17 protein-coding genes are annotated in these 25,668 nt (G+C 65.2%); 13 read left to right on the top strand and 4 right to left on the bottom strand.

From position 1 onward, the window contains the following. Positions 1 to 4: 4 nt before the first annotated feature. Complete coding sequence (locus tag IBX22_RS22175; protein WP_194817413.1) at positions 5 to 2,734, bottom strand: FHA domain-containing protein; 2,730 nt, start codon at positions 2,732 to 2,734, stop codon at positions 5 to 7. Between the two features lie 135 nt (positions 2,735 to 2,869). Between IBX22_RS22175 and IBX22_RS22170 the strand changes: the two genes are divergently transcribed. Next, positions 2,870 to 4,297: a metallopeptidase gene (locus IBX22_RS22170; RefSeq protein WP_309234726.1), complete on the top strand. Its 1,428-nt coding sequence runs from the start codon at positions 2,870 to 2,872 to the stop codon at positions 4,295 to 4,297. Here the strand turns inward: IBX22_RS22170 and IBX22_RS38315 are convergent. Then, entirely contained in the window at positions 4,294 to 5,559 is a 1,266-nt protein-coding gene (locus tag IBX22_RS38315; protein ID WP_194817411.1) for an FHA domain-containing protein, read from the bottom strand. The genes IBX22_RS22170 and IBX22_RS38315 overlap by 4 nt on opposite strands. A 163-nt stretch (positions 5,560 to 5,722) precedes the next feature. Between IBX22_RS38315 and IBX22_RS22160 the strand changes: the two genes are divergently transcribed. The 12 genes from IBX22_RS22160 to IBX22_RS22105 all read left to right on the top strand — a co-directional run bounded on the left by IBX22_RS22160 (position 5,723) and on the right by IBX22_RS22105 (position 19,982). Further along, positions 5,723 to 6,928, top strand: a complete 1,206-nt coding sequence (locus tag IBX22_RS22160) for a hypothetical protein (RefSeq protein WP_194817410.1) — start codon at positions 5,723 to 5,725, stop codon at positions 6,926 to 6,928. Between the two features lie 76 nt (positions 6,929 to 7,004). Then, the gene (locus IBX22_RS22155) at positions 7,005 to 8,222 is read left to right on the top strand and encodes a hypothetical protein (protein WP_194817409.1); all 1,218 of its coding nucleotides are present in this window, start codon (positions 7,005 to 7,007) and stop codon (positions 8,220 to 8,222) included. A gap of 8 nt (positions 8,223 to 8,230) precedes the next feature. Beyond that, the gene (locus IBX22_RS22150) at positions 8,231 to 9,454 is read left to right on the top strand and encodes a hypothetical protein (RefSeq protein ID WP_194817408.1); all 1,224 of its coding nucleotides are present in this window, start codon (positions 8,231 to 8,233) and stop codon (positions 9,452 to 9,454) included. A 9-nt stretch (positions 9,455 to 9,463) separates the two neighbouring features. Continuing rightward, positions 9,464 to 11,026 (top strand): serine/threonine-protein kinase, encoded by a 1,563-nt coding sequence (locus tag IBX22_RS22145; RefSeq protein ID WP_194817407.1) that lies wholly within the window; start codon positions 9,464 to 9,466, stop codon positions 11,024 to 11,026. 37 nt (positions 11,027 to 11,063) lie between these two features. Next, positions 11,064 to 12,287 (top strand): hypothetical protein, encoded by a 1,224-nt coding sequence (locus tag IBX22_RS22140; protein ID WP_194817406.1) that lies wholly within the window; start codon positions 11,064 to 11,066, stop codon positions 12,285 to 12,287. Further along, positions 12,287 to 13,462, top strand: a complete 1,176-nt coding sequence (locus tag IBX22_RS22135) for a hypothetical protein (RefSeq protein ID WP_194817405.1) — start codon at positions 12,287 to 12,289, stop codon at positions 13,460 to 13,462. The genes IBX22_RS22140 and IBX22_RS22135 overlap by 1 nt, the downstream gene beginning before the upstream one ends. Before the next feature lie 47 nt (positions 13,463 to 13,509). Further along, a complete protein-coding gene (locus IBX22_RS22130) occupies positions 13,510 to 14,742 on the top strand; it encodes a hypothetical protein (RefSeq protein WP_309234725.1) in 1,233 nt (410 codons plus the stop codon). Positions 14,743 to 14,749: 7 nt separating this feature from the next. After that, the gene (locus tag IBX22_RS22125; RefSeq protein WP_194817404.1) at positions 14,750 to 15,946 is read left to right on the top strand and encodes a hypothetical protein; all 1,197 of its coding nucleotides are present in this window, start codon (positions 14,750 to 14,752) and stop codon (positions 15,944 to 15,946) included. Positions 15,947 to 15,963: 17 nt separating this feature from the next. Then, on the top strand, positions 15,964 to 17,190 hold the full coding sequence (locus IBX22_RS22120) for a hypothetical protein (RefSeq protein WP_228538915.1): 1,227 nt from the start codon (positions 15,964 to 15,966) through the stop codon (positions 17,188 to 17,190). Between the two features lie 102 nt (positions 17,191 to 17,292). After that, positions 17,293 to 18,909, top strand: coding sequence for a serine/threonine-protein kinase (locus tag IBX22_RS22115; protein WP_194817403.1), 1,617 nt, complete (start codon positions 17,293 to 17,295; stop codon positions 18,907 to 18,909). Between the two features lie 418 nt (positions 18,910 to 19,327). Continuing rightward, entirely contained in the window at positions 19,328 to 19,660 is a 333-nt protein-coding gene (locus IBX22_RS22110; protein WP_194817402.1) for a WXG100 family type VII secretion target, read from the top strand. Positions 19,661 to 19,694: 34 nt separating this feature from the next. After that, entirely contained in the window at positions 19,695 to 19,982 is a 288-nt protein-coding gene (locus tag IBX22_RS22105) for a WXG100 family type VII secretion target (protein ID WP_194817401.1), read from the top strand. A 74-nt stretch (positions 19,983 to 20,056) separates the two neighbouring features. Here the strand turns inward: IBX22_RS22105 and IBX22_RS22100 are convergent, their stop codons facing one another. Together IBX22_RS22100 and eccCa are read right to left on the bottom strand one after the other, a co-directional pair. After that, complete coding sequence (locus IBX22_RS22100) at positions 20,057 to 21,547, bottom strand: type VII secretion-associated protein (RefSeq protein WP_194817400.1); 1,491 nt, start codon at positions 21,545 to 21,547, stop codon at positions 20,057 to 20,059. Next, positions 21,544 to 25,596: a type VII secretion protein EccCa gene (gene eccCa, locus IBX22_RS22095; RefSeq protein ID WP_194817399.1), complete on the bottom strand. Its 4,053-nt coding sequence runs from the start codon at positions 25,594 to 25,596 to the stop codon at positions 21,544 to 21,546. The genes IBX22_RS22100 and eccCa overlap by 4 nt, the downstream gene beginning before the upstream one ends. Between the last annotated feature and the right edge of the window lie 72 nt (positions 25,597 to 25,668).

Below are 25,668 nucleotides of genomic sequence, written 5' to 3'. Positions count from 1 at the left end.
GGTTTCACGAGACGGACTTCTTCTTCAGGCGCAGCCGCTGCCAGATGATGAGCGACAGCAGCGCGGCGATGGCCACGAGCGCGCCCACGTTGAGGGCCCACGAGAAGATGTCGTGATCGAAGAAGGTGTCGTCATCCTTCTGCAATCCGACGACCAGCCGCTTCAGATCCACGGTCGACGCACTCGCCGCATACCCCCAGCGCGACGGGAACAGCCAGGACATCTGCTCCAGGCCGACCCGCTTGGTGACCGGGATAAAGCTGCCCATGGCCACCAGCTGCACCACCAGGGCGAGCACCAGACCCGCCATGACCTGCTCGTTCGACTTCACGAACGAGGAGATCAGCAGGCCGAGCACCACACTGCAGATGGCCAGCAGGGTCAAATCGAGGAACAGTTCGGCCGCGCCCAGCCCGTTGTACAAACCGAAGCTGTCGGAGGCAGCGACCGCGGCATCGTCGGGCTGCGGGAAGAGCACACCCTCCTCGGGCGGGTTCTTGAGCAACAACACCATGCCGACCATGGCCGCGATCTGATAGATGGCGGCGATCGCGAAAACGCTGATCTTCGACCACAGGTAGGCGAACGAAGACAGGCCCACCGCGCGTTCGCGCTGGTAGATGGTGCGCTCCCCGACCAGGTCACGCACGCTCAGCGCCATGCCCATGAAGAACGCGCCGATCACCAGGAACGACAGCAGCGTGGCCGCTTCGCCGCTGGAGGGAATCTTGAAATCACCGGTGATCGGATCCTGCGCCATGGCGGGCTGCTTGAACCCGTTGGAACCGGGCGCGGCGAGGGTCAGCAAGCCGATGACGAGCGGCATGAGCAACAGTTGCAGCATGTACACCCGGTCGGCGAACATGAGCCTGATCTGCCTGCGCGCCAACGTCGAGAACTGTTTGCGCGTATTGGTTTTCGGCGGTTTGCCGGCCTGGCCGTTGCGCACGGCGGGTGGCGGCGGCGCCGGGGCGGCCGCCTGCCGGGACCGGTAGGCCGCGAACGCCTGATCCGGATTGGCCGCGACATCGCCGAAGATCTTGGCCCAGTCGCTGGTACCCATCGCGCTGCCGACTCCGGACGGGTGCCCGCGGAACGCGGTCTTACCGCCGGGTGCCAGCAGCAGCACCTGGTCACACATGTCCAGGCAGGCCACCGAGTGGGTGACCACGATGACAACGCGACCGGCGTCGGCCAGTTCCCGCAGCATCACCATGACCTGACGGTCCAGCGCCGGGTCCAGGCCCGAGGTCGGTTCGTCGAGGATGAGCAGCGACGGGCCGGTGAGCAATTCCATCGCCACCGACGCGCGTTTGCGCTGACCACCGGAGAGCCGGTCGACGCGGGTGTCGGCGTGTTCGGTGAGCGAAAGTTCTTTCAGCACACCGTCGATCACCTTCTGGCGATCGGCCTTGTTCATATCGGGCGGCAGGCGCAGTTCGGCGGCGTAGCCGAGGGCTTGGCGCACAGTGAGTTTGGTGTGCAGCACGTCGTCCTGCGGGACCATGCCGATGCGGGAACGCAGCGCCTCGTATTCGCCGTGCAGACTGCGGCCCTCGAAAGTGACCACACCGATGGACGGATTGTTGGCGCCGGCAATGAGTTTCGCCAGCGTCGACTTGCCTGCACCGGACGGTCCGATCAGCGCGGTCAGCGACCCCGGACCCGCCTGCATGTTCACATCGACGAGCAGGTGCTTGTTGCCTTCGACGGTGAATCCGACACCGTGCACGCCCAGGCCCTGCTCGGCGGCCGGCTTCTTGCGGTGGACGAGCGTGCCGTCCTGCACCTCGAAGTCGACGTTGCCGATGGTGACCACGTCGAGCTCGCGCAGCACCGTGCTCTGTTGCCGGTGACCGTTGACGAAGGTGCCGTTGGCCGAGCCGAGGTCCTCGATGACCAGCTCGCCTTTGCGCGCGACCAGGCGGGCGTGCTTGCGCGAGGCCAGTGGATCGTTGACGACGATCTGGTTGTCGGTGGTGCGGCCGATACCCAGGCCGCTGGGCGGGATTCGATCCGCCTTGGCGATGGGTTCGGTGGAAGCCTTGGGGCGCTTGGGCGGAACGATCGGGCGGCTCTTGAAATCCGCCTTCATCGTCATGTTGAAGTTCGGCTGCTCCGGCTCCGCGGCCGTGGGCGGCGGTTGCGGCGGCTGGTAGGACACCGGAGGCTGGGGCGGGACCGGCTGGTGGTGCGGCGGAATCGGTTGCTGCGGTTGCTGATACGACGGCCGCGGCGGCTGGTACTGCTGATAGGGCTGTTGCGGCCGCGGGGGCTGCGGCGGCTGCGGCCGTTGTTGCATCTGGGAGGGCTGATAGTTCTGCGGCTGCATCGGCGGCGGCTGCGGCGGTCTGTGTTGCTGCGGCGGCGGCTGGTAAGCCTGGGGCTGCGCGGGCGGCTGCGGCGGCCTGGCCTGCGGACGCGGCCCCGGCGTCAGACTGAGCAGCGGGCCCGTGACCGCATCGCCGAGCCGAACCTGTGTGGGCCGGTCGATCGTCACCGGCTGACTCAACCGGCGCGCGTCCACGAAAACCCCGTTGGTGCTGCCGTTGTCGGCGAGAACCCAGCCGTGCCCCTGCCAGACCAGCGTCGCATGCACCCGCGAGACCAGCGGACTGTTGACGTACAAAGTCACCTCGGGCGCGCGGCCCATGGTGATGTTCTGCGCGGAATCGAAGACCCGTTCGATTCCATCATGGCGCACGGTGATGGTCTGCGCCCCCGGTGAAGACATGCAGCGGATACTATGCCATCACCCAGACATCGGCGGTGCCCCCGACGCGCCTGCAGCCGGTTGTTAAGCGAATGACAAGTGAGTGTTGTGTTAGTGAGACCGGCCGACTTAGGGGGAGCATTGCCGAAACTTCCAGTGACCGCTGTCGTTACGGTTCTGCTCTGCACGGTGGCGTTACTGGCCGGCTGTACCCGGTCGGTGGACGGGCGCGCGGTGTCGGTCTACGACGACCCGTTCAAGGTCGCCGGCCTGCCTACTACCCAGGGTCCCAGCGGGCCGCGCCAAGGCGTCGCGGACAGCACGCTGAAGGCGACCAACGGTGACGGCGGCGACATCGACAAGCTCGCCCTCAACGCCGTCGACGACATCCAAAGTTACTGGGCCGGGGAATACCAGAAGTTCTTCGACGGCGATTTCTCCCCGGTCGACAAGCTGATCTCCTGGAGCGCGAAAGCCCCACGCGCGCAGGCTCCAGAGTTCTGCAAGGACACCACCTATCGGCTGGTGAACGCCGCCTACTGCCGCCTGGACAACTCCATCGGCTGGGACCGTTCGGTGCTGCTGCCGACCATGGTGGAGACCTTCGACAAGATGGCCGTGGTGATGGTGCTGGCGCACGAATACGGGCACGCCATCCAGACCATGTCCAAGATCGTCGGCACCAAGGACCCGGTGATCGTCAAGGAGCAGCAGGCCGACTGCTTCGCGGGCGCGTTCATTCGCCATGTGGCCGAAGGCAAAGCGAAGCACTTCACCATCAACACCTCCGACGGGCTGAACAAGGTACTGGCCGCGACGGTCGCGATTCGCGACTCCAACCCGGACGATCCGGAGAGCGTGCACGGTTCGGCGTTCGAGCGGGTGACGGCCGTGCAGATCGGGTTCACCGACGGCCCCGCCTCCTGCAAGCGCATCGACGCCGACGAAATCACTTCCCGCCGCGGCAATTTGCCGCAGACCTTCGGCGGCCAGTCCGGCGAGTACCCGGTCAACAAGGAGACGCTGGTCGAGCTCAGCAAGGCGCTCGCCTCGATCCTGCCCGTGGACAAGGCCCCTACCTACGACTATTCGACAGCGAAGATCGACTGCAAGGACGGCACCACCACCAACCCCGTGTCGTATTGCCCCGCAAAGAATCTCATCGCCACCGACATCCCGGAGCTGTCCAAACGCGGCACCCGCAGCGACGAGGACGAGGAAAATCCGCTGCCGCTCAAGGTGACCGGCGATTACAACGGATACGTGGTGTTCATCGCGCGGTACGCCCTCGCGGTGCAGAAGTCGCACGGGCAGTCGCTGACCGGGGCGAAGACCGGATTGCGGGCAGCCTGCCTGGCTGGGGTGGTGACCGGCAAGCTGGCGGACCCGAGCCGTTCCCGGGAGAACGGCGATATCGCTTTGGCCGCAGGCGATTTGGACGAAGCGGTGTCCGGTTTGCTGACCGACGGCCTGGCGGCCAGCGACGCCCGCGGGCAGACGGTGCCCAGTGGGTTTTCGCGGGTGGACGCGTTCCGTGCGGGCGTGCTCTACGGCGAGAACACCTGCATGTCGCGGTACTCCTAGCCGAACGGCGGCGGGGCCGCCGGTTCGTAACGCAGCACGCGGTTTCCGATCATCACCTCGGCGCCCGGGACCAGGATCATCGGCTGGTTCGGGGTGAGTCGCACCCAGTCGCGGTAGCCGGGCATGCGGGTGCGGGTGCCGTTGGTGGACCCCCGATCCACCAGTGCCACATCCCAATTCATCAGGTGGATCTCGGCGTGCGCGCGAGACATGCCGCCGGAGGAATCCTCGATCTTCAACGGCACCAGGCCGCGGTTCTGCGCGGCGTCGGAATGCTCGGGATCGCGGCCGAGCACGGCGTCGGCGGCCAGCATGTAGGTCATGCCGTCGTCGAGGATCAGCATCCCCAGCGGTGGGCGGACCACCTCGCTGATCGCCTGGGTCTGATCCACCGGCATCCCGCAGACGGTGCAGAAGGCCGAGCGCGGATCACTGGGATGCGCTCTGGCGCACTTGAATCCCCGCACCTTGACGACCAGCGACGTGGCTTTCGCGGTGGCTTCCAGGCGGGCCTGCAGGTCGGGATCCGGGCGGGGCGCCGGGTTGGTGCCGCTGTCTTCCAGATCGCCTTGTTCGGTGAGCGCGTGGTGCCGATCATGGTCGTGCACCGAGGTTTCGGCGTGCTCGCGCGGATCCGGTTGCGGCTCCCGAGGTTCGGGGTCGATGCGCGCGGTGGGCAGCGGATAAGGCTGGGCGGCAGGAGGTTCTGTGGGTAGCCGGGCCGCTCCCGCTGACCACACGATCGCCCCGGCGCCCTGCGCGATCCCTTCGACCAGACGGCCGATGCCGCGGTCGGCGGGGAGTTCCGGGATCCGGCCCTGCGCGTCGTCGGCGAACAGCGCGAGGGCGTGCGCCGGGACCGAGGCGACTCTGTCGACGGTGAACGCGGCGTCACTGCCCCGGTACTGCTCGATTCCCGCGGCCCCGGCCAGCACCGCGGTGACGTTGCCGTGCAGGAAGATCGCCACTCCGCCGTTCTCGGCCGCGGACAGGATGCCGAAATCGATGGGCACCCCCGGGCTGATCTGCTCGGCATCCTTCATCAGCCAGCGCGTCGACTGGCGGGCCACCAGGGCGCCGGGCCCGCGCGGGGATTGCCGAGCCGCCTCGCGAACAAGCCCGGCCAGCGATTCCAAGGCTCGGACAGCGGCGGATTCCGGGCCCAGCCGTCCACTTTCGCGATGCGCGACGACCACCACCGCACCCGCCACCCGGGCTACGGCATGCGCGCCCGCGACCACCTCGACCTGCTGATCCTTCACCGGAATCGGCCTCCGCCGAGTACGTGGTTCTGGATCGCGGTCATGTCACACAGGGTAGTGGGCCGCAGCAGCGCCAGGGGAGGCAGCGGACATTTCGGTCGCTCGCGGACCCCGTTTTCCGGTAACTTCGAAGGGCACATACGGGAGGAACGAGGGGCCTGTCATGGTTCGGATGTCGCGCATCGCGGCCGGTGCGGGGTGCCTGCTGGTGACCGCAATGCTCACCGCGTGCAGCGGAGTAGCCGGCACCCCCACCGCCGGGGAACTGGATGTTCGCAAGCTGGAAGTCGGGCCCTACCCGGTGGACCGGCACAAATACGACCAGAACTCGAGCGGTAAAGGCGCGCTGCTGGAAGGCATGCGGATGTCCGACGCCGTCCCGCCGGCGGTGAAGGTCGATTCCTCGCTGATCCACGGCCGCGGAAACACGGTCTTCGCCGATACCGAAAAGGCGATCGACTTCCTGGCGAACGTGTCACAACCGATTCTGGAGAAACGGAAGATGGTCGCGGGTTATGCCGCAAGCGGCGCCGACCAGCCGGATCCGGAAGGCTCGACCCGGCCCGCGGCCGGCACCACCGCCATCACCACGGTGGTGTTGCGTTTCCCGGACGAGTCCGCTGCCAAGAACGCCGCCAAGGAACTCGAGGACGCCGATATCGGCGTCTCCCCCGACAACCGCAAGCTGCTGTCCACGAAATATCCGGACGCGTTTCTGCATTGGCGCCCCGGCATCGCCAACGCCGGCGCGTTCTACGCCCACAAGAGCTTCGTCATCTCGCTGTTCGTGGCGCGGCCCCGGGCCGACAGCAGCGACCTGATCAGCTGGGTGGACAAGACCTTGGCCGTGCAGATCCCGGTGCTGGACAGTTTCCAGGCCACCCCGGCCGACAAATTGGATTCGCTGAAGGTCGATCCCGACGGCATGCTGGCGCGCGTCGCCGTACAGGACCGCAAAGAGCACACACCCGACCCGCAGAAGTTCGCCATTTTCGGCCCGAACCATTTCGTCCACGATTCCGATGACGAGGGCCGCGCCGCGAAACTCCTGGCGGAAACAGGCGTGGACAAGACCGCGCACGTCTCGGCCGGCTCGGTGTTCCGCGCGCGCGACGACGCCGCCGCACAGCAGCTGCTCCCCGGCCTGATCACCGAGGCAGGCGACAAGTTCGACTCGATCAGCGCACCCGAAGACGTGCCGGGCGCGAAGTGCCTGAAACTCAACAGCAAAGGCGATACCGAGCGGGACTACAAGTACCGCTGCTACGTGCAATACAAGCGGTACGTGGCTTTGGTGACCAGCGACAAGGAGCCGGATGTGCGGCAGAAGGTCGCCGCACAGTACGCGTTGCTGGCCAACAGCTTGTAACCAATCCGCCAACTGGCACAGACCGTTTGGTCGCCTGTAGCATCCCCCGCGGGAGTTGGCTCGGTGGAGGGGAAGCATGCGTTTCGGCGTGGGGTGGAAAGCAATTCGCATCGCGAGTGCTGTCGTAGTGGTGGCGCTGGGCGCCGGTGCGTGCGGGTCGGATCAGCCGATGGCGGCGGCAGCGTTGCCGCCGGAGCCGGTGATCGATCTGAGCACGCTGGATGTGGGCAACCACCCGGCCAAGCCGCGCGAGTACGGCGTGGTCAAGACGATCGAGCAGGCGAAGATCATCGAGGCCGAGCGGCTGGCGAATTTCCTACCGCTCACCTCCGAGATCGACCCGCGATTCCAGTTCGGGCACAAACTCACCTCGCGAGTGTTCTTCGATCCGCGGCACTCCGACCTGAGCGACGCCATCAAGCTGGACAAATTCGCCGAGGTCGCACCGGATTTCGTCACCGGATTCGCCAGCGGCGGCACCACCGACCTCAATGTCCAGGGCATCGACCTGATGAACGTGGTCATGGTGTTCCCGGACGAGCAGAAGGCCGCCGAGATGGCGGTCGCGCTGGAGTTGTCCGACCGGGGCTACAACGATCAGAACGTGCCGGTGGAGATTCCGAAATATCCAGCGGCCAAGGCGCATTGGGTCCCGACCACGCAGTCCATCGGTTCCTGGTTCGCGACCGGAAAACTGGTCATCTACAGCTGGGTCTACGACTACCTGCGGATTCATGCCGAAGTGGTCGATCAGAACGAATTACTGACCCTGGTGCAGAAGAGTCTCGATGCCGTCGTGCCCGCCGTCGCGAAATTCACGCCGACGCCGGCCGATCAGTTGATGAACCTGCAACTGGATATCGATGGGATGCTCGGGCGCACGCTGCCACGCATCAACGAGGAGTTCAACACGAACCCGCCCGGGGTGTATACCGGCCTGGCCGGGCTGCATTTCAGCACGACACCGGGTGCGGCTCGGCCGAATTGGGAAGCGGCGGGGGTGGATCGCTATGCCCAGGATCAGGCGCGCGTCTACCGGGCCCGGGATCGGGCGGCCGCACTGCGCTTGTTCGAGCAGCACACCGAGCTGAGCAAGAAGGTGCGCACTGCCGCCGCACCGAAGAATTTGCCGCAGGCCAAGTGCTGGGAGTACGTCGGAAAGGACAAGCTCGCCATCCGTTTCTATTGCGCGGTGTCCTACGACCGCTACACCGCGCTGGTCCCCTCACAGCAGTTACTCGATGCACAACAACGGATTTCGGCTCAGTACGCACTGCTGGTGACGGCGAAATGAGGGGCCTGATGCGACGCGGCGGAACAACGGCTGCCGTCTTCCTGATGGCGGCGGCGCTCACCGCCTGCGGATCGACCGTTTCCGGTACTTCGACGCCCGGCGAAATCGATGTCCGCACACTGAATGTGGGCAAATACGCGACGGTGCCCTACCACGCGCACAACGACGAGATCGTGCCGATGTTCCACGTCAAGCGGGACATCGCGGCGATGCGGCTGGCCGACCATGTGGCGACCGCCTATGACATCGACCCACGTCTGAAGACCGGCTACTGGCCCTATGCCATCACTACCGGGGTGCTGCCCGAGGCGCTCGGGCGCCGGGCGGATCTGGAGCCGATCGCGGTCCGCCACAAGCTGGCCTATGGACTGGAGACGAACGGTTCGGACAAGAGCTTCAGCCTGTCGGTCGGTACGGACGACTGGGCGACGAAGTCCGCCGCCGACGAGACGATTGTCGTCTCCATGGTCATGCAATTCCCGGATGCCGACCGCGCGAAGCTGGCCGCGAAAGAGTTCTACGACGCGGATTTCGCCGCGAGCCCGGACAACCAGCCGGTGACGTTGTCGAAATACACTGGCGCGCATTCGTATTGGCGGCCCGGATCGCCGTTTCTGCGCACGATGCTGGCGCACGGTTCCTTCGTAGTCGCCTTCCTCGTCTCCACTCCCACGGCAAACCTGGATCCACTACAGGCGCTGGCCGAGAAGTCCTACGAAACCCAGCTGCCGATGCTGGACCGGTTCCGGCCGATCCCGCTCATCGACGTGTTTCAACTGCGCTGGGATCCGGACAATCTGGTCAGCCGGACGCTGGCCGACGATGACCTGACACCTCGCCCGAGTTACAGCAATCGCCTTGTCACCGCCGGCCGCCAAGGCATGCTGCATTTCGCCAAGAACCGGGAAGCTGCCAAGGCCGCGCTGGCCGCGCTGAATTCGGACGCCTTCGGCATGAACGAGGAGAACCTGGTAGCCCGCACCCCGGATGCCGCGACCGCCCGGAAAATCGTTGCCGATCTGACTGTTCCGTACGAGAAGGTGCGGGTGGCGGCAGCCCCGGCGAATGTCCCGAACGCGGCGTGCGCGGAGACCAAGAACCCGAGATTCAAGAACAGCCACTTCACCTGCGTCGTGGCCTATCACGAGTACGTCGGAATCGTCAGTTCGGCCAAGATCGACGACGTGCACCAGCGGGCAGCGGCGCAGTACGCGCTGCTCGCGAACAGCTGAGGAGAATCAATGCGCCCGGGCACCATCGTCGGCGGCTACCGGATCGAGCGGGTACTCGGTGCCGGCGGCATGGGCACGGTCTACCTGGCCCAGCACCCCAGCCTGCCGCGCACCGACGCCATCAAGGTGCTCAGCGTCGAGCACACCGCCGACGACGAGTTCCGGGCGCGTTTCGAGCGGGAAGCCAATCTCGCTGCGGGACTGGATCATCCGAATATCGTCTCGGTGTACAACCGCGGCGAGGAGCACGGTCAGCTGTGGATCGCCATGCAGTATGTGCGGGGCACGGACGTGGCCGCCGTCCTCGAGCGTGACCCGCGGTCGATGAATCCCGTTCGCGCCCTGCGGATCATCACCGAGGTCGGCAAGGGGCTGGATTACGCGCACCGGAAAGGGCTGCTGCACCGGGACATCAAGCCCGCGAACTTCCTGCTCTCACATGAGGACGACGACGAAGAGCGCGTACTGCTCACCGATTTCGGGGTGGCGAAGTCCTCCGACGACGCCAACGAGCTGACCCAGACCGGCACCTTCCTGGCCACCATCGCCTACGCCTCGCCGGAGCAGTTGTCCGGGGAGCGGCTGGATCCGCGCTCGGACATCTACAGCCTGGCGTGTTCGCTCTACAAACTGCTCACCGGCCAGAACCCTTACCCGGGTGCGCAGCCGGCGATGGTCATGATGGGGCACCTGCAGCAACCGCCGCCGCGGGCCAGCGCAGTGCATCCGGGATTGCCGGTCGCGCTGGACCAGGTGTTCGCCCGAGCGATGGCGAAGAATCCGGCCGAAAGATACGCCACCTGCCGGGAATTCACCGATGCCGCTGCCCGGGCACTCGGCGGCGAGGCGCCGCCGCAGACCTCCCCTACCTACCCGATTCAAGCCGCCGCACCCGGTTACCCGGCGCATTCGATGGCGGCCCCGCCCACGGATCGATGGACCTCGACAGCGCTGTCTCCCAGCGAAACCCGCGCATCATCGAAGCGCTGGATCGCGATTGCCGCTGCAGTCGTCGTGGTCGTCCTGGCGATCGGCGGCAGCATCTGGTTCGCCGGCCGCGACAACTCCCCCGCCGCTACCGCGGCCACGCCGTCGGCCGAACCCAGCAGCTCGCTACCCCCGAAAGAACAAGCACGCAGCGACAATCCGAAGTTCGCGGGCAAACAAATCCTGATGGTGAACATCTCCGGCACCGGCCGCGAGGAGGAACCGGAGATGGAGATCTTCCTCCCGTCCAGCCGCCCTACCGACTTCCTCGCCGAACTCGGCTTCGTCTACAACCAGTTCTACGTCCGGAAACGCGACGAGCAAACCCTCCGGGCCGTACCCAAGGACCAGTACTCCACCGCCTTCAACGCCGTGACCTCCGGCTACATCCTCGCGGTCCGCAGCGACGCCCGCGCGGGCGGCGGCGGGCTGCTGGGCCTCCCGCACGGCCTGCTCACCGCCCGCGCCACGGTCCTGGTCGTGGACGACGCGCAAGCGGTCAACGCGCTCCGCTACTGGTCCTCGGATTCCGAACAAGTGCTGCTCAGCAAGCTGGTGCCGGTGTTGAAAGCGGGGGTCCAGTAGTATCGCGGCAGCTGAACGAGTACCGGGGAGGAGCGCCGTGGCCAGGGGATCGCGTGCGGGCGTGCGGGTTTGGGGAGCCGCGCTCGTCCTGCTGATTTCCGGCTGCACCGCGGTGCAGGGGCAGGCGTTGCCCGGCATGACGCCGGTCGATCTGGCGCGGCTGAATATCGGTGTGTTCGAGGCGAAGCCGGTCGATCAGGTGCCCGTAGCCGACGACAAGGGCGCGGTCTTACAGATCGAAGCCCGGCGGATGCTCGGATCGCTCGTCGCACCGTATGAGGTGGACGGTGAGCTGGATGAACTGCTGGGCACCCACGTGCTCGCCGCCCATGAGGTCAAGATCTACGGCGAACACGGGGCCGGTCTGCCATCGCAGTTCCAGCCGGTTTTCGACCGTAACTACTTCATTTCCGGCGCGATGACGACCCGCACGAATGGCAATCCCCGGACGCTGAAAGCCCTTGCGCTGGGGATCCTCCGGTTCCCGTCGGACGCCCTGGCCCAGATCGCCGCCAACGAATTAGACGCCGCTACGGGCGAATTCAAGCCCGATCGGCACGGGATGGCCGTCCCGGACTACCCGCAGGCGCGCGCGTCCGCGGCGGAGGCCGATCGACAAGGCTACGTGTACGCGGCCCGCGGGCCCTTCGTAGTGCTCATCAAGGTCACCATCCCGGTGTCCGACCCGAATACCCTTGCGGCGCAAGCCAAGAAAGCACTCGACCAGCAACTTCCCAAACTCGACAAGCTGATGCCGACCCCGCTCGACGACATCCTCGACCTGCCGACCAACCCCGACGCGATCATGCGGCGCGTGCTACCGGGGGAAGCAATCGCCAATGACCTATCGGTACCGCCCGAGTCGGTCGGCGTGTACGACCCGGCGGCACATCTGCATTACGAACGTGACGGGTTCGCAATGAAGCAGGTCTACGCGAACACCGGAGTCGACCTCGTCGCGCGAAACGTCGGAGTCGTCTACCGGACAAGGGATCTCGCTTCCGCGTTCGCACTCCAAAAGGCACTGACCGAGCTGGGCCCCGGTGACGAGGTCATCCAGAATCCCTCCGGCATCGCCGACGCCGCGTGCGTGAAACTGGACCAGAGCACACCGCCGCTGGCGGTCCGATATCTGTGCGCGGTGGTCTACGGCAGATACGTCGCCGTCGTCGGATCCCGCGGAAACTCCCGCGGAGAGTTCGACGCCACGCTGTATCAGCGTGCCGCCGCGCAGTATTCGATCCTGGCGAAGAGCGAATGATGAACCACTCTCGCCACGGAATTCGAGCCGCACTCGCGGGGATCACGGCGCTAGCGCTACTCGCCACCGCATGCGGCGGCGGCCAGGATTCCAACCCGAGCGGCCCAGCCGACCTGGCGAAGCTCGACGCCGGAAACTATCCGATTAGCCCCCGTGACCTGGAGAAGGAACGCACCGCGGAAACGGGAGCCATCCAAGAAGCCATCAAGCTGGGCAGTTTCGTCCCGCTGATCACAGACCTCGACAGCCGCCTCGTCCACGGGCGCATCACAGCGGCCGGAAAAATCACTCCACAGCACCCACCCACCACCTGGGTCACGCCCTCCGAGAAATTCACCGAGTTCGTCCCGGGCCTCGTCGCCGGCTGGCGCACCGCGGGCTCCCGCCGCGAGAACCCCAACCTGGGGCTGAACGTCGAACTCGCCCTGCTGCGCTTCACGAGCGCGGAGCTCGCAGTCAACGCGGCCCGGGTACTCGCCGAGGAAACCCACAAGACGAACCCGCCGAAGCATCCCCTGGAAATCGCCGGATACCCCGGCCACACCTTCCTCTCCTACAACGACGCGGTCGAAACCTGGCTGCCCCGCGGCGATTACGTCGTAAAACTCTTCATCCGCAACGTCCTCGCCACCCCGCCCGATCCGGCGCCACTGCTGGATTTCGCCAAGAGAGCTCTCGACAAACAGTTCGAGCTCCTGCAGGGATACGCCCCGACAGCGGCCGACAAGCTCTCCGAAAACCCGATCGACCCCGAAGGCCTACTCGCCCGCACCCTCCCCTCCCCTGACCTCGGGACCGACGAGGACCACACCGGCGTGTATCCCGTCGCCGCCGAACTCCACCTGCGCAGCCGGCCCGACATGATGAAGCGAGCCTACGACGACGCGAAGGTCGACCTGATAGCCACCGCGGGCTCCCAGATCTACCGCACCGGCGACCCGGCCGCCGCGGAACGACTGTTGGCGGCACTAACCGAAGGACTCACGGCGTCCTTCTATCCCTACGACAGCCCACCCGGCCTCCCGGATGCCAAGTGCTACAAGGCCAAGAGCGGATCCACCTTTGGGTGTTATCTCACCTATGAACATTTGCTGGCCGAGGTCGTGGCGAGCCAGCCGCAGGATTTGAATCAGAAGATGGCGGCGCAGTACAAACTGCTGACGCATGGGCGGTAGGGCGGTCACGTAAGATCGCGCCGAGATTAGGCGAAGGAGGGGGCGAGGTGGAGTTTGCCGGACGGATGAGGGCGGGTGCGCGCGCACGAATCCTGGCGTTGCTTGCCATCGTGGTCGCGGCGGGGGTCGGGTGTTCATCGGTGACAGTTGGCGGGCATCCGCGGCCGATGTTGACGCCAGTTGAACTGACGACATTGAAGACCGGGCCGCACCCGCGGGAACCAACCCAGTACGATCCCAAGATCAGTGGGGTGGCGGACATTCGAGAGATCGAAGCGCGGCGCATGCTCAACTATCTGGTGCTGCCACCCGAAATCGACAGCGAGATCTCGGAAATCGGCGCGGTTGAGTTGTTCTCATCGCCTGCGGATCCATTCATCCAAGAAGTACTCCCAGAAAAGTATCGGCCGGCGACCGTGGACAACAATCTACTCGCCGGAGTGTACGAATCGCGGATCAACAGCAGCCTGCGGAATCGCAAGAAGTTGATCATCTCCGTACTTCGGTTCCCGACACCAGCCGCCAGCCAGAAGGCAGCCGACGATTTCGATCGCATCGCCAACGAGGATGCGGGACGCCACCGCCTCCCGATCGAGGGTTACCCCGATGCGCGCGCCTCGTCGGCCGATGACGTCACAGGACTGTCGTTCATCGCACGCGATCAATTCGTGATCCTGACGAATGCCGGAGTACCACAACCAGATCAGACCACCCTGTCCGGCGTCATCAAGAAGACCGTTGAGACGCAGATCGCGCGTCTGCAACAGCTGCATCCCATGGCGTTCGACGACGTGTTGGATCTACCGACCGACCCCGACAGCATCCTGCGACGCGCTCTCCCGGCGGCAGCCGATTACAGCGATCCATTCATCCTGACCTACGACTTCGGAGCCTTCCAGCCAGCGGCAGACCTGCACTACGAACGTAATCCGCTGGAGCTGAAGAAGGCATTCGAGGCGAGCGGAGTCGATCTGATCGGCCGGCGGGGCGGGATCGTCTATAGAGCACGCGATCTGACGGGCGCGTTCCACCTTCAATCGGCGCTCGTCAAAACGGGAAAGAATGACGAGGAGCTACCCTCGCCGCCCGGCCTGCCCGACACTCGGTGCATCAGACTGGATGAGGTCGACGTAGTTCGAAAATTCGATGAGATGTGCGCGGTGATCTATGACCGGTATGTCGCGGTCGTAGTCACAAAATCGAAGCTCAGCGGAGCGATGAACCCCGATCTCTATCAGCGAGCCGCCGCCCAGTACTCGGTTCTTGTGAAGAGCGAATGAGCAACTCATGATTTCACGAAATGCAGTGGCCATCGCCGTCGCCGTCGCACTGATGGCTGTCTCCGGATGCGGCGGCGACCCTGGTGTGGACCCCGCCGTCATCGATGTTTCGAAGCTGGACTCGGGGAACTATCCGGCGGTTCCACGTGATGTCGAAAAATCCCGCACGCCACAGACCGGAGCAGCGCTCGAAGGTGTACGGATCAGCAACGCCATGGCCTTGACCTTCGAAATCGACGGCAGATATCCGTACCAGCGACTGCTATCCCCTGAACGGCGAATAACGGAGAGCACTTTACCCGAGATATACAACCTGAGTTCCGAGGAAATTCGCGAACTAGCAGCAGGATTCGTCGCGGGCGCCGACACGAGTGCCGAGCGCCGGAAAATTTCGCCCCTGATCAGCAGCAGTGTAGCGATGACTGCCCTGCGCTTCCCAGACGCCGCTCAGGCCGAGGCAGCGACACGTCGGCTGGCCGAACGACAAGCCATGAACCTGGCCGGAGAAGCTGTCCAAATCCCTGGCTTTCCCCAATCCCGCGCAAAATGGTCCGACAGCAAGAAGTATCTTGATGCCTGGCTCACACATAACGCGATGGTTCTGTACGTGCATATCGGGGATCCGGCCAACGAACCTTCCGACATCACTGCGCTCGCCGAGTTGGCGAAACGCGCGTTCACCGGACAGATCGACAGGCTGGCCGGCTACACCGCCACTCCTGCCGAGCAACTCGGCTCGCTGCCGCTCGATACCGATGGCCTGCTCAGCCGGACGCTGCCCTGGGATGGACAGCAGCAGCGAAACAAGGCATGGGACCAGTCCGCAGTCATGCCACCGCAGGCCGCATTGCACTTCGATACGGCCCCCGCCCTGACAAAGGCGGCGTTCGACGACGCCGGTGTCGATCTTGTCGCCTACTCCCAATCAAGGGTGTATCGAACGCGGGACTCAGCGAGCGCGACCCGACTGATCTCGGCGCTGACAGATCAGCGAGCCGAGGGCTGGGATCCGATGGACAGTCCACCGAATTTGCCCGGAGTCCAGTGCTTTACCACCAAGCCGAAAATTTCCAATTCGGACCGCTACCCTCCGACGTGCTTCCTCGCCTACGACAGGTTCGCAGCGCAGGTCACCGGAAAGAATGCCCAAGAGCTGTATCAAATGGCCGCCGCACAGTACAAGCTGCTTGCCTACAAGCCGTAGATGATGGACGGGGACGCATGAAGCTCACCATCGGATCCAGACCGACCGCTGTCGCTGGGGGCCTACTCATCACTGCCGCCCTGACCATCGCTGTCACCGGGTGCGGCGCGGAGGTGCCCGGAAACCCGCTTCGCGTGCAGCCCGATCTGTCGAAGCTCGATGTCGGCAACTACCAGACGAAACCACGGCAGGTCGGAAACGCCAAGAACGAACGGCAAGCTCGGGCTCGCGAAGCGCAGCGATTGGCCGACTACGTCGTCCTCCCCTACGAGGCCGACCCCGCCTACGTGGAAGACACCTGGCTCATGCGCTCCCACATCGTGCTCAACCGCAAGACGCTTGGCAACCTGGTCATCAACGATACCTTCGACGAGGTGGCAAAGGATCTGGTGGCCGGGTGGGTGAATGCCTGGTCCACAGCGACAGTCGAGGACAAACAACGCACGGCGAACGTCGCGGTGCTCATGTTTCCCGATGCGAAGACAGCACAGGAGGTCGGTCCCGCGCTCGAGCACGACGACTTCACCTACAACCCGGACAATCAACCAGTCCCGATCACCAAGCACGCCAACACCTATGCACATTGGCGGCCAGGCATCTCTTCCATCGGCTCGTGGACCGTGCACGACCGCTATGTCGTCTTCATCAAGGTTGACGACAAGACGTCCGCGCCCGACCTGCCCGCCTTGACCGGACACGTCGAGAGGTTGCTCGACGCCCAGATTCCACTGCTCAGCCAGTTCGTTCCCACACCCGCGGCCGAACTCCCACGAATCCGACTCGACCCAGATGGTGTGATGGGCCGGACGCTGCCCGGCGACCCCGAGGCCCCGTTCCGTCCGGAGCCCGATGGCTACTACGCGGGCCGCGGTGCGGTCAGTCTGTTCTCCCAACCGGACTCGAAGACGCTGCCGGAGATGCAGCAGCACGGGTTCGAGTTCGTGTCGTTCGGTGATGCCGTTGTCTTCCGCGCTCGAACCGCCAAGGGCGCCGACATGCTGTGGCAGAACTGGAAGTTTTCCACCAGCCTCGGCGAGAACGAGAAACTGGTCGACGCGCCCACAGGTCTCGCCGAAAACGCCGAGTGCAGAGCGGAATACGCAGGATCCGGCGAAAACCGGACCCTCACCGGGCACCTGTGCATTCTGCGCGTAGATCGGTACGTCGTGCAGGCCCGGAGCAAGCAGCTGCCGGATCTGCATCAGCGGATCTCCGCGCAGTACGCACTGCTCACCAGCAACTGAGACGTGCGCATCCGTAAACTGCGGCTCGAATACGGCGCGGCGGCTTGCTAGATTTCTCCGGACGCTCGCTCATTGGGCGCTCGACATCGCAAGGAGGACCGAATGGCGTTGCGGCCCGGCGCAATCGTGGGTGGGTACCGGGTAATTCAGCAGCTGGGCAGTGGCGGCATGGGCACGGTGTACCTGGCTCAGAACCCGATCCTGCCTCGTCGCGACGCCCTGAAGGTTCTGAGCTCCGAACTCTCCGAGGACGCGGAGTTCCGGGCACGTTTCGAGCGGGAAGCGAATCTCGCGGCAGGACTGGACCATCCGAACATCGTCGCGGTGTACAACCGTGGCGAAGAGGACGGTCAGTTGTGGATCGCGATGCAGTACATCGAGGGCACCGATGCCGCTGAGGAGGCGAAAAAAGGGGCGGCGTTCATGACGCCGCAACGGGCGCTGCGCATCGTGTCCGAGGTGGGGAAGGGCCTTGATTACGCGCATCGGCGCGGGCTACTGCATCGCGATGTGAAACCGGCCAACTTTCTGCTCTCCGCGCCCGAAGATGGTGACGAGGAACGGGTGCTGCTCACCGACTTCGGTGTCGCCAAATCCGCCGAAGACGGTCAAGACCTGACCCAAACCGGAAACTTCATGGCCACCGTGGCCTACGCCCCGCCGGAACAGCTGGTCGGCACCAGCCTGGACCCGCGTGCCGATATCTACAGTCTCGGCTGCGCCTTCTACAAACTGGTCACCGGGCAGAATCCCTACCCGTCGACGATGCCGGCGGTGGTCATGATGGGCCACCTGCATGAGCCGCCCCCGAAGATCAGCGCGGTCCGGCCGGGACTTCCCCCCGCGCTTGACAGTGTCATCGAGAAAGTGATGGCCAAGGACCCGGCTGACCGGTACAACACCTGCCGCGAATTCATTCTCGACGCCCAGGCCGCGCTGTTCGGGACCTCTGCGCATCTGCGGGCGCCCGGGTACGAGACCGATCCGCGGGCAACGCTGCCGACCTACTCGGCCGACCCGCGGACACCGTCCACCGGATATCAGACCGAGCCGCACACGCCACCGTCGTACTACCATTCCCAGCACTCCGCCAGCCCGGTCGGCGACCCCGCGGCGCACACGGAACGAACCGACCCGGCGCTGGTAGCAACCGCGCGCAACGGTCATTCCGGATCGCCCTCGCGTTTGCGGAAATTCCTGCTTCCGGGTGCCGTCGTGGCCGTGATAGCCGTCGCCATCGCGGCGGGGACATTCTTCCTGAACCAGTCCGATCCCCCCGCTACCGGTGGGTCCTCGCTGGCCACCGTCCGCGAGCAGAATCCGGCGTTCGATGGCAAGACGGTCAGCGCGATCAACTACGGCAACGCGACCCTGTCCGCGGTATTGAATCCGAGTTCGCAGTCCAAATTCCTGCAAGACATCGGCTTCCGATACAACCCCAAATACAAAGCGGTGGGAGACGAGAAGTCACCCCGTCAATTGTCGATCAACGCTTCGTCGTCGGAAATCGACTCCGAAGTCATCATCGTATTTCGAACCGACAAGGACGCCGGTAATGGCGGCTTCCGGGGACTGCCGAGCGCCATTGCCAACAGCTCAGCCAAGATCGTCGTCGTCGACGAGCTCTCGACCGTACAGGCCTTTCAGGTCTGGACCGACCAGTCGCCCGGAGTGCTGATCGACAAGTTGGTTCCGGTTATCGCCAAAGTTGTGAAGTAGGACTCCCGCCCGCGCTGAGCGGTGCCACCCCAGGTCGCGCGACGTTGGCGTCGGTGACCTGGGGATAGCGGTCATGTGCTCGGCGAATCGCTGTAGCGCGCGGAGATCGCATTGGGTAGGGTGATGCCCAGCCAGCCCACTCGCGGACAAGTTGTAGCGAGCAGGGGGAAGGAGGGGATCACGCGCTGGCTAGCGACCGATGCGACGGCACCGCGGTCGAGATGTCCGGGGGGATCTCATCTAGACCCCCGTCCTCGGTGTAGCTGGTCGACTTCGCGCCGGGCCACGAGTCATGACGAACTCCGCCAAATTTCTTCGGAACTGGATGGAACCGATCGGGCCCAGGACGCGTCCAACAATATGAAACCAGTCAACTGACACCTCGGACGTTGACAGTGAGCAGGAGGAGGAAGCCCGCATGGGTAACCAGCAATTCGTTGCAACAACTGAAGAGATCAATGCGAAGGCGAAAGAGTTCCAGGAGCAGCACGACCGCTTGATGCAGTCGATCCGGACGCTCAAGGCCGACGAGGACAACGTCACCAACGGCGCCAACTGGCAGGGCGCCGCTCGCGATGCGTTCAACTCGTTCATGGAGCGTTACTACGTCCAGGCCGACAAGATGAACGACAAGCTCATGGAGACCTCCGAGAAGCTCCTCAAGATGAGCAACTCGTTCGACGAAAACGTCAACGATCACGCATCGAAGGTCCAGGCTCAGATGTCCAGCCTCGATCTGCCCGCGCTCTGATCCCAGACTTCATTCTCACTCAATAGGAGCCAACATGAGCAAGCCTATCTCCGCTAATTTCGAGGGTGTCGAAGCCGGCGCGCAGCAGATCGTCGCGCGCGCCGAGTCCATCGGCCAGGAACTGCAGGACTTCCACAAGAAGGTCGATGCGTTCTTCCAGACCCAGGGCGGTGCTGCTAAGGAAGCTGCCCAGCAGTTCCAGGCCACCTGGAACCAGCACGTCCAGCAGCTGCAGGACACCCTGCGTGGCGCCGGTCAGCTCGTCAGCAGCGGCAATTCCGAGCTGCAGAGCACCGATACCGCCATGGCGAACCTCTTCTGACATTCGCTCAGAACTGTTCAGGCCCCCAGCATCAGCTGGGGGCCTGAATTATTCAGTACCACTCGATCCGTTTGCTATCGCTCCGGCATCACGTGCACGGACCCCGCGAACTTCTCGCAGGTCTCCTTCAGATCATCCCAGCCGTCGTCCTTGAACTGACACCCGATATTGACCTGAATCCCGTACTCCACCAACACAAACCAGCGAACAGTCGAACCGTCACCGGGCTTTTCGGTATATCCGAGCCCGGAGCGTCCCCCGAAGACGTAGTCGCGCTTCAAGTCCGAGAGAGCTGGCTTGGTCTTCATCTGGTTCTCGAGATCAGCCGCGATCTGCTGGTAACCGGCGCCCGGGGCGATTTTTCGCTGGGTCACGACAAGGCGCTGCTTGGTGCCGTCGAAGGGGGTCAGTTCGACGCGGTTGCCGTCGGCGGAGGGCTTGATGGTCCACAGGTCAGGGCCGACGAAGGTGATGCTGCCGAACTTTTCCTGGCCTTCTGGGCCCGGGGGTGCGGGCTTGTCCGACGGGCCCGGCTTGCCGGACGGGCCGGGTGGCGGGGCCGCGCTGGTCGCTACCGTCGCCGAAGTGGTCGCTGCAGCCGCGGTAGTGCCCGGGTCGTCGTCCGAGCCACCCATCAGCACAACGGCGGTGATGGCAGCGATGACGAGCACGAGAACCGCTGCGGCAGAACCGAATATCAGTGCCGTCTTGCGGCGGGCGGGGGCCTGCTGAGCGGCGGCGCGTTCGCGCAGCGGCTGCATCCACTCGTTGGAGGGCATGACCGGCGCGGACGGGGCCGCCGGGCGGCGTTCCGGCTCGACCTGCTGCGGGCCGCGTACCAAGTCCACTCCTGAGATCGGCCGCAGATCCACCTCGGGTCCGCACGCTTGCTGCACTACCGACCTGATCAGGTCGAGCTTGGAACGGTCTGAAACACCGAGGATTTGGACGACATCCGCGGGGCGGCCGTCGAGCAGGCGGCCGAGGAGATCGCCCAAGCGATCCAAAGCGCCGGGTTCGACGCCGGTGCCGGCCAGGGTGAGTTCCGGTTCGAATTCGGTGGATTCGATGTGCACGCCCTCGTGGCTGCGCACCACCGTGGTCGCGGTGGTGGACACCATGCCGAATTCGACGACTACGGTGCGGCGGCTGCGAGCGGTGCCTTCGTCGGCGGACACAGCCCGAAATGCCATGTCCTCGAACACGACATCGTGGGCGAAGCGGCGCACGGCGTCATCGAGCATGCCGCGGCGGGCAGAGCCCCACTCGGTCGGGCAGACCACGGTCACTCGGTCACAGGGCACCGCGACGCCGAGGTTGTCGAAAATGGTGCCGACCACATTGGTCAGGGCTTCGGCAACCGTGGGCACCCGCGGGAGCAGCGCGATGCGGTCCGCCGGGACGAACTGCACCGCGGACGAAACCTGGGTCGGCGGCGTCAGCGGCTCGCCGACCACCAGATTTCCGTTGCTGCCCAGCACAACTGAGGGCGGCACATCCCAGTGGGTGGTCGGCCCGACAGCCCAGATGCGGGTGTCGGTCACGACCAGTTCGACCGACATCATTCGGCCTGCGGCATCCAGGCGGTCTGGATGAGGCCCTGGGAATTACGCGTGATGAAGGTGCCTCGACCGGGCGGCAGCGGGGTCGGGCGAACCGTTCCCAGCAGCACACCCTCGTCCTTCGGGCAGCTCATCAGCAGGCCCGCCGATCCGAGATCCTTCATGCGCGCGAGCGCGCCACCGTACATGGCGCGACCGGCGCCGCCGGCCCGACGGGCGATGATCAGGTGGAAACCGACATCCCTTGCATGCGGGATGTATTCGACCAGAGGCGAGACCGGGTCACCCATGGAGGTGGCGACCAGGTCGTAGTCGTCGATGATCACGTACAGCTCAGGTCCGGTCAGCCAGGCACGGTCACGCAGCTGCTGCGGGGTCACATCGGCGGGAGCCTGACGCTTCTCCAGGTAGCCGGCTAGATCGGCCATGTTCTGGGTGAATTGCGGCGCGGTGGACCCGTAGCCTGCCTGGTAGCCCTGCGGAATCATTCCGAGCAGGCCGCGGCGGTAGTCGCCGACGATGAACCGAGCCGTATCCGGCGTATTCGACGCCGCGATGCCCTCGATGATCGAGCGCAGCAGCGTGGTCTTCCCGGACTCCGTATCGCCCAGGATGATGAAGTGCGGTGTCTCGTTGAAGTCGAGATACACCGGCGCCAGTTCGGCCTCGTTGATACCGATCGGGATGCGCGCATTCCTGCGACTCCGATCGACCTGCGACGGGAAGTTCCCGGCCGCCTGCAGCAGCTGCTCGCGGTGCAGCAGTTCGGGCAGCATGCGCGCGGCTGGAGCGTGCCGGCCTGGCGTGAGCCGTGCGATCGTCGAAACCGCTTCGGCGACAGCCTGACCCAGCGTGGTGGGGTCCGAGCTGCCGTCGATACGCGGGAGACCGGTCAGCATGTGCAGGGTTTCCGGGGTCATACCGCGGCCCGGGCGGCCCTGCGGGACCAGCGCGGCGAACTTGCGGCCGAAGTCGGAGTCCATCGGGTCGCCGAGGCGGAGTTCGATGCGGGTGCCGATCTGGTCCTTGAGTGCTGGGCGGGCTTCGGCCCAGCGCGCCAGTGCGATGACGACGTGCACGCCGTACGAAAGGCCTTGCACCGCAAGGTTCATGATCGGCTGCTCGAGCGGGTCGTAGTCCTGGCGGATCGAGCCGAAGCCGTCGATCACCAGGAACACGTCGCCGAACGGGTCCTCGTGCGCGCCGGCGGCGGCCGGGCTGCTGGTCGGATCCAGGGACCGCAGGCGGCGGAACTCCTGCATCGACTCGATGTTGAGCGCGCGGAACCGCTGCTCACGCGAACGCACGATCGAGGTCATCTCGGCGATGGTGCGCCGGACCTTGTCCTCGTCCATACGGCCCGCGACGGAACCGACGTGCGGCAGGCCCTCGAGGCTGGCCATGGTGCCGCCACCGAAGTCGAGGCAGTAGAACTGCACCTGTTCGGCGGTGTGGGTCATGGACATCGACATGATCAGGGTGCGCAGTGCGGTGGACTTACCGGACTGCGGACCACCGACGATGGCCACGTTGCCGCGGGCGCCGGCCAGGTCCACGATCAGGTTGTCGCGCCGCTGGTCGTACGGGCGGTCGACGATGCCGATGGGGGCGCGCAAGGTGGCGATCGCCGAGTATTCGCCGGTGAGCAGGGAACGCGGGTTGAGGGCGTCCAGGGTGGGCGCCTCGTCCAACGGCGGCAGCCAGATCTCGTGCGCGGGCCGGCCGTGGCCCTTGATGCGCGAGACGAGCATGTTGACGTTGGAGATCTGCTCGCCCTCCTCGTTGACGTGCTCGGTCTCCTCGCCCGTGGAACTGGTGGGCAGCGGCATCCGGTCGATGGCCCGGAAGTCGACGTGGTGAGCGGTGAAAGGCCTTGCCTTCACGTCGATCTCGCCACCGGCGACACCGGCCTGGGTGACATCGCGCTGCGAACCGCCACCGACGTAGGGGCCGGAGACATAGGACGCCTGGAAGCGCTGGATCTCACCCGAGTCGGACTTGAGGTAACCGCCACCGGGGACACCGGGCAGGTTGTAGGCGTCGGGGACACCGAGGACCTGGCGGGACTCGTTGGCGGAGAACGTCTTCAGACCGATCCGGTAGGACAGGTGCGACTCCAGGCCCTTGAGCTTGCCCTCTTCCAGACGCTGCGAGGCGAGCAGCAGGTGCACGTGCAGTGAGCGGCCCAGGCGGCCGATCATCACGAACAGTTCCGCGAAATCCGGGTGCTGGGTGAGCAATTCGGAGAACTCGTCGAGCACCACGAACAGGGCCGGCAGTGGGTCCAGGTCGGCGCCGGCGGCGCGGGCCTTCTCGTATTCGGAGACGTTGGCGAAGTTACCGGCTTGGCGCAGGACTTCCTGGCGGCGGTTCATCTCACCGGCCAGGGCGTCACGCATACGGTCGACGAGGTCGGCTTCCTCTTCGAGGTTGGTGATGACCGCGGCCACGTGCGGAACGCCGTCCAGGCCGAGGAAGGTCGCGCCACCCTTGAAGTCGACCAGGACCAGGTTGAGCTGATCCGGCGAGTGCGTGGCGAGCAGCGAAAGCACCAGGGTGCGAAGGAATTCCGACTTGCCGGAACCGGTCGCGCCGATGCACAGGCCGTGCGGGCCCATACCGCTTTCCGCGGCTTCCTTGATGTCGAGTTCGACCGGCAGGCCGTCGGCGCCGACACCGAACGCGACACGCAGCCGCTCCCGGCCGTAGCGCGGACGCCAGGCGTGCTCGGGATTGAAGGTACCGATGTCGCCCAGGTTCATCAGCTGCGACCAGGTCGAAATGACCTCGGCCTCACTGGATTCCACGTCGGACGACCGCTGGGTGGCGGCGCGGTAGGGGGCCAGGCGGCGCGCGACTTGCTGGGCCTGCTGGCTGCTGATCCGGTCGATCGTGGCGAAGCGTTCCTGGTTGCCGGTGGCGCCGCGGCCGATGCATTCACCGTTCTCGATGACCATCTTGATACCGCGCGAAACCGCCAGGCGCGGAGCGTAAGCGCACAGGTCGATGATGGTGACGCCCTCGTAGCCGGACTCGCGCAGCTGATCGTCCTCGGCCTCGAGCAGGCCGCCGTCGACGATGATGACGATGTGCACCAGGTTCGCGTTCGCGGGCTGGTTGCGGGAGTAGCGCACGCGGGTGGCCAGCAGGGGATGCAGGCTGGCCATCGCTTCCCGGATAGAGCCGTAGAACATGCGCTGGGTGCCGATGCCGTCCTGGGCATCCGGATGCTGGGTGTGCGGGAGCCACTTGGTCCACTCCCACTCGCGCGCGGTGTCCGGACCGGCCACGACGGCGACCAGAACCTGGTCGGGGGCCTGGAACATGCACAGCTGCAACAGCATTGCGCGGGTCATGTCGCGGGCTTCGGCACGGTCGCCGTCCAGGGCGATGGTCGCGAAGCCCTTCACCGCGATGGCGGTGGGCAGGTCGGGAACCGTGGAGTGCGCGCGCACGAAGCGCCGAAGCGACACTGCCGCAATGGGTTCCAGCTCTTCGACCGGGCCGGTTTCCGGCGCGACCAGGCGGGTGGCCAGGCGCTGACCGCCGATGCCGATGCGGGCGTGGCAGAAATCCTTGTCCCCGGCGCGGCGCTCCCACATGCGGCTGGTGCCGGCCAGCATCCAGATCAGCGCCGGCTCCGGGTGGCTCCACTCGACCGAAGCGCGCTGCTGAGTGGCGGTTTCGTTGACATCGCGGCGGACCTGATCGAGGTAGCGCAGGTAATCCTTGCGGTCCTCGTTGGCCTCGGCCGCCTTCTGGCCCTTGCCGCCGCCCTGACCGGCGAACATGCCGACCATGGAGAACATCATCATGAGCGGGAACATCATGGTCATCGGGTTGGAGCCGATGGATCCCAGGCCGCCCTGGTTGGTGATGAGCAGGGCCATCATGCCGACCATGCCGATGATCATCACGACGGGCATCAGCTTCATGAGCAGATTGCCCGGTGTGACCCGGGGGATCTCCGGTGGTGGCTGCAGCGTGACTTCGCCGCCGGGAGTGCGTGGCATCTCACGACGCGCACGCCGCTGGAACCGGACCGTACTCATGCTGAAGCGAATCCCCCTCTTGAAAGCTTACAACTTCGGCCTCAGTGTAGAGGCCACCGCCGACATGTCGTA

This window comes from Nocardia sp. XZ_19_385 (assembly GCF_015355755.1).
Taxonomy (GTDB): domain Bacteria; phylum Actinomycetota; class Actinomycetes; order Mycobacteriales; family Mycobacteriaceae; genus Nocardia.
This window is presented reverse-complemented; position numbering and strand designations above follow the sequence as displayed.

Bases quoted from the DNA above. Each gene is read 5' to 3' on its own strand.
- IBX22_RS22175 (WP_194817413.1), bottom strand. From the start codon at position 2,734: ATGTCTTCACCGGGGGCGCAGACCATCACCGTGCGCCATGATGGAATC.
- IBX22_RS22160 (WP_194817410.1), top strand. From the start codon at position 5,723: ATGGTTCGGATGTCGCGCATCGCGGCCGGTGCGGGGTGCCTGCTGGTG.
- IBX22_RS22155 (WP_194817409.1), top strand. From the start codon at position 7,005: ATGCGTTTCGGCGTGGGGTGGAAAGCAATTCGCATCGCGAGTGCTGTC.
- IBX22_RS22150 (WP_194817408.1), top strand. From the start codon at position 8,231: ATGCGACGCGGCGGAACAACGGCTGCCGTCTTCCTGATGGCGGCGGCG.
- IBX22_RS22145 (WP_194817407.1), top strand. From the start codon at position 9,464: ATGCGCCCGGGCACCATCGTCGGCGGCTACCGGATCGAGCGGGTACTC.
- IBX22_RS22135 (WP_194817405.1), top strand. From the start codon at position 12,287: ATGAACCACTCTCGCCACGGAATTCGAGCCGCACTCGCGGGGATCACG.
- IBX22_RS22125 (WP_194817404.1), top strand. From the start codon at position 14,750: ATGATTTCACGAAATGCAGTGGCCATCGCCGTCGCCGTCGCACTGATG.
- IBX22_RS22120 (WP_228538915.1), top strand. From the start codon at position 15,964: ATGAAGCTCACCATCGGATCCAGACCGACCGCTGTCGCTGGGGGCCTA.
- IBX22_RS22115 (WP_194817403.1), top strand. From the start codon at position 17,293: ATGGCGTTGCGGCCCGGCGCAATCGTGGGTGGGTACCGGGTAATTCAG.
- IBX22_RS22110 (WP_194817402.1), top strand. From the start codon at position 19,328: ATGGGTAACCAGCAATTCGTTGCAACAACTGAAGAGATCAATGCGAAG.
- IBX22_RS22105 (WP_194817401.1), top strand. From the start codon at position 19,695: ATGAGCAAGCCTATCTCCGCTAATTTCGAGGGTGTCGAAGCCGGCGCG.
- IBX22_RS22100 (WP_194817400.1), bottom strand. From the start codon at position 21,547: ATGATGTCGGTCGAACTGGTCGTGACCGACACCCGCATCTGGGCTGTC.
- eccCa (WP_194817399.1), bottom strand. From the start codon at position 25,596: ATGAGTACGGTCCGGTTCCAGCGGCGTGCGCGTCGTGAGATGCCACGC.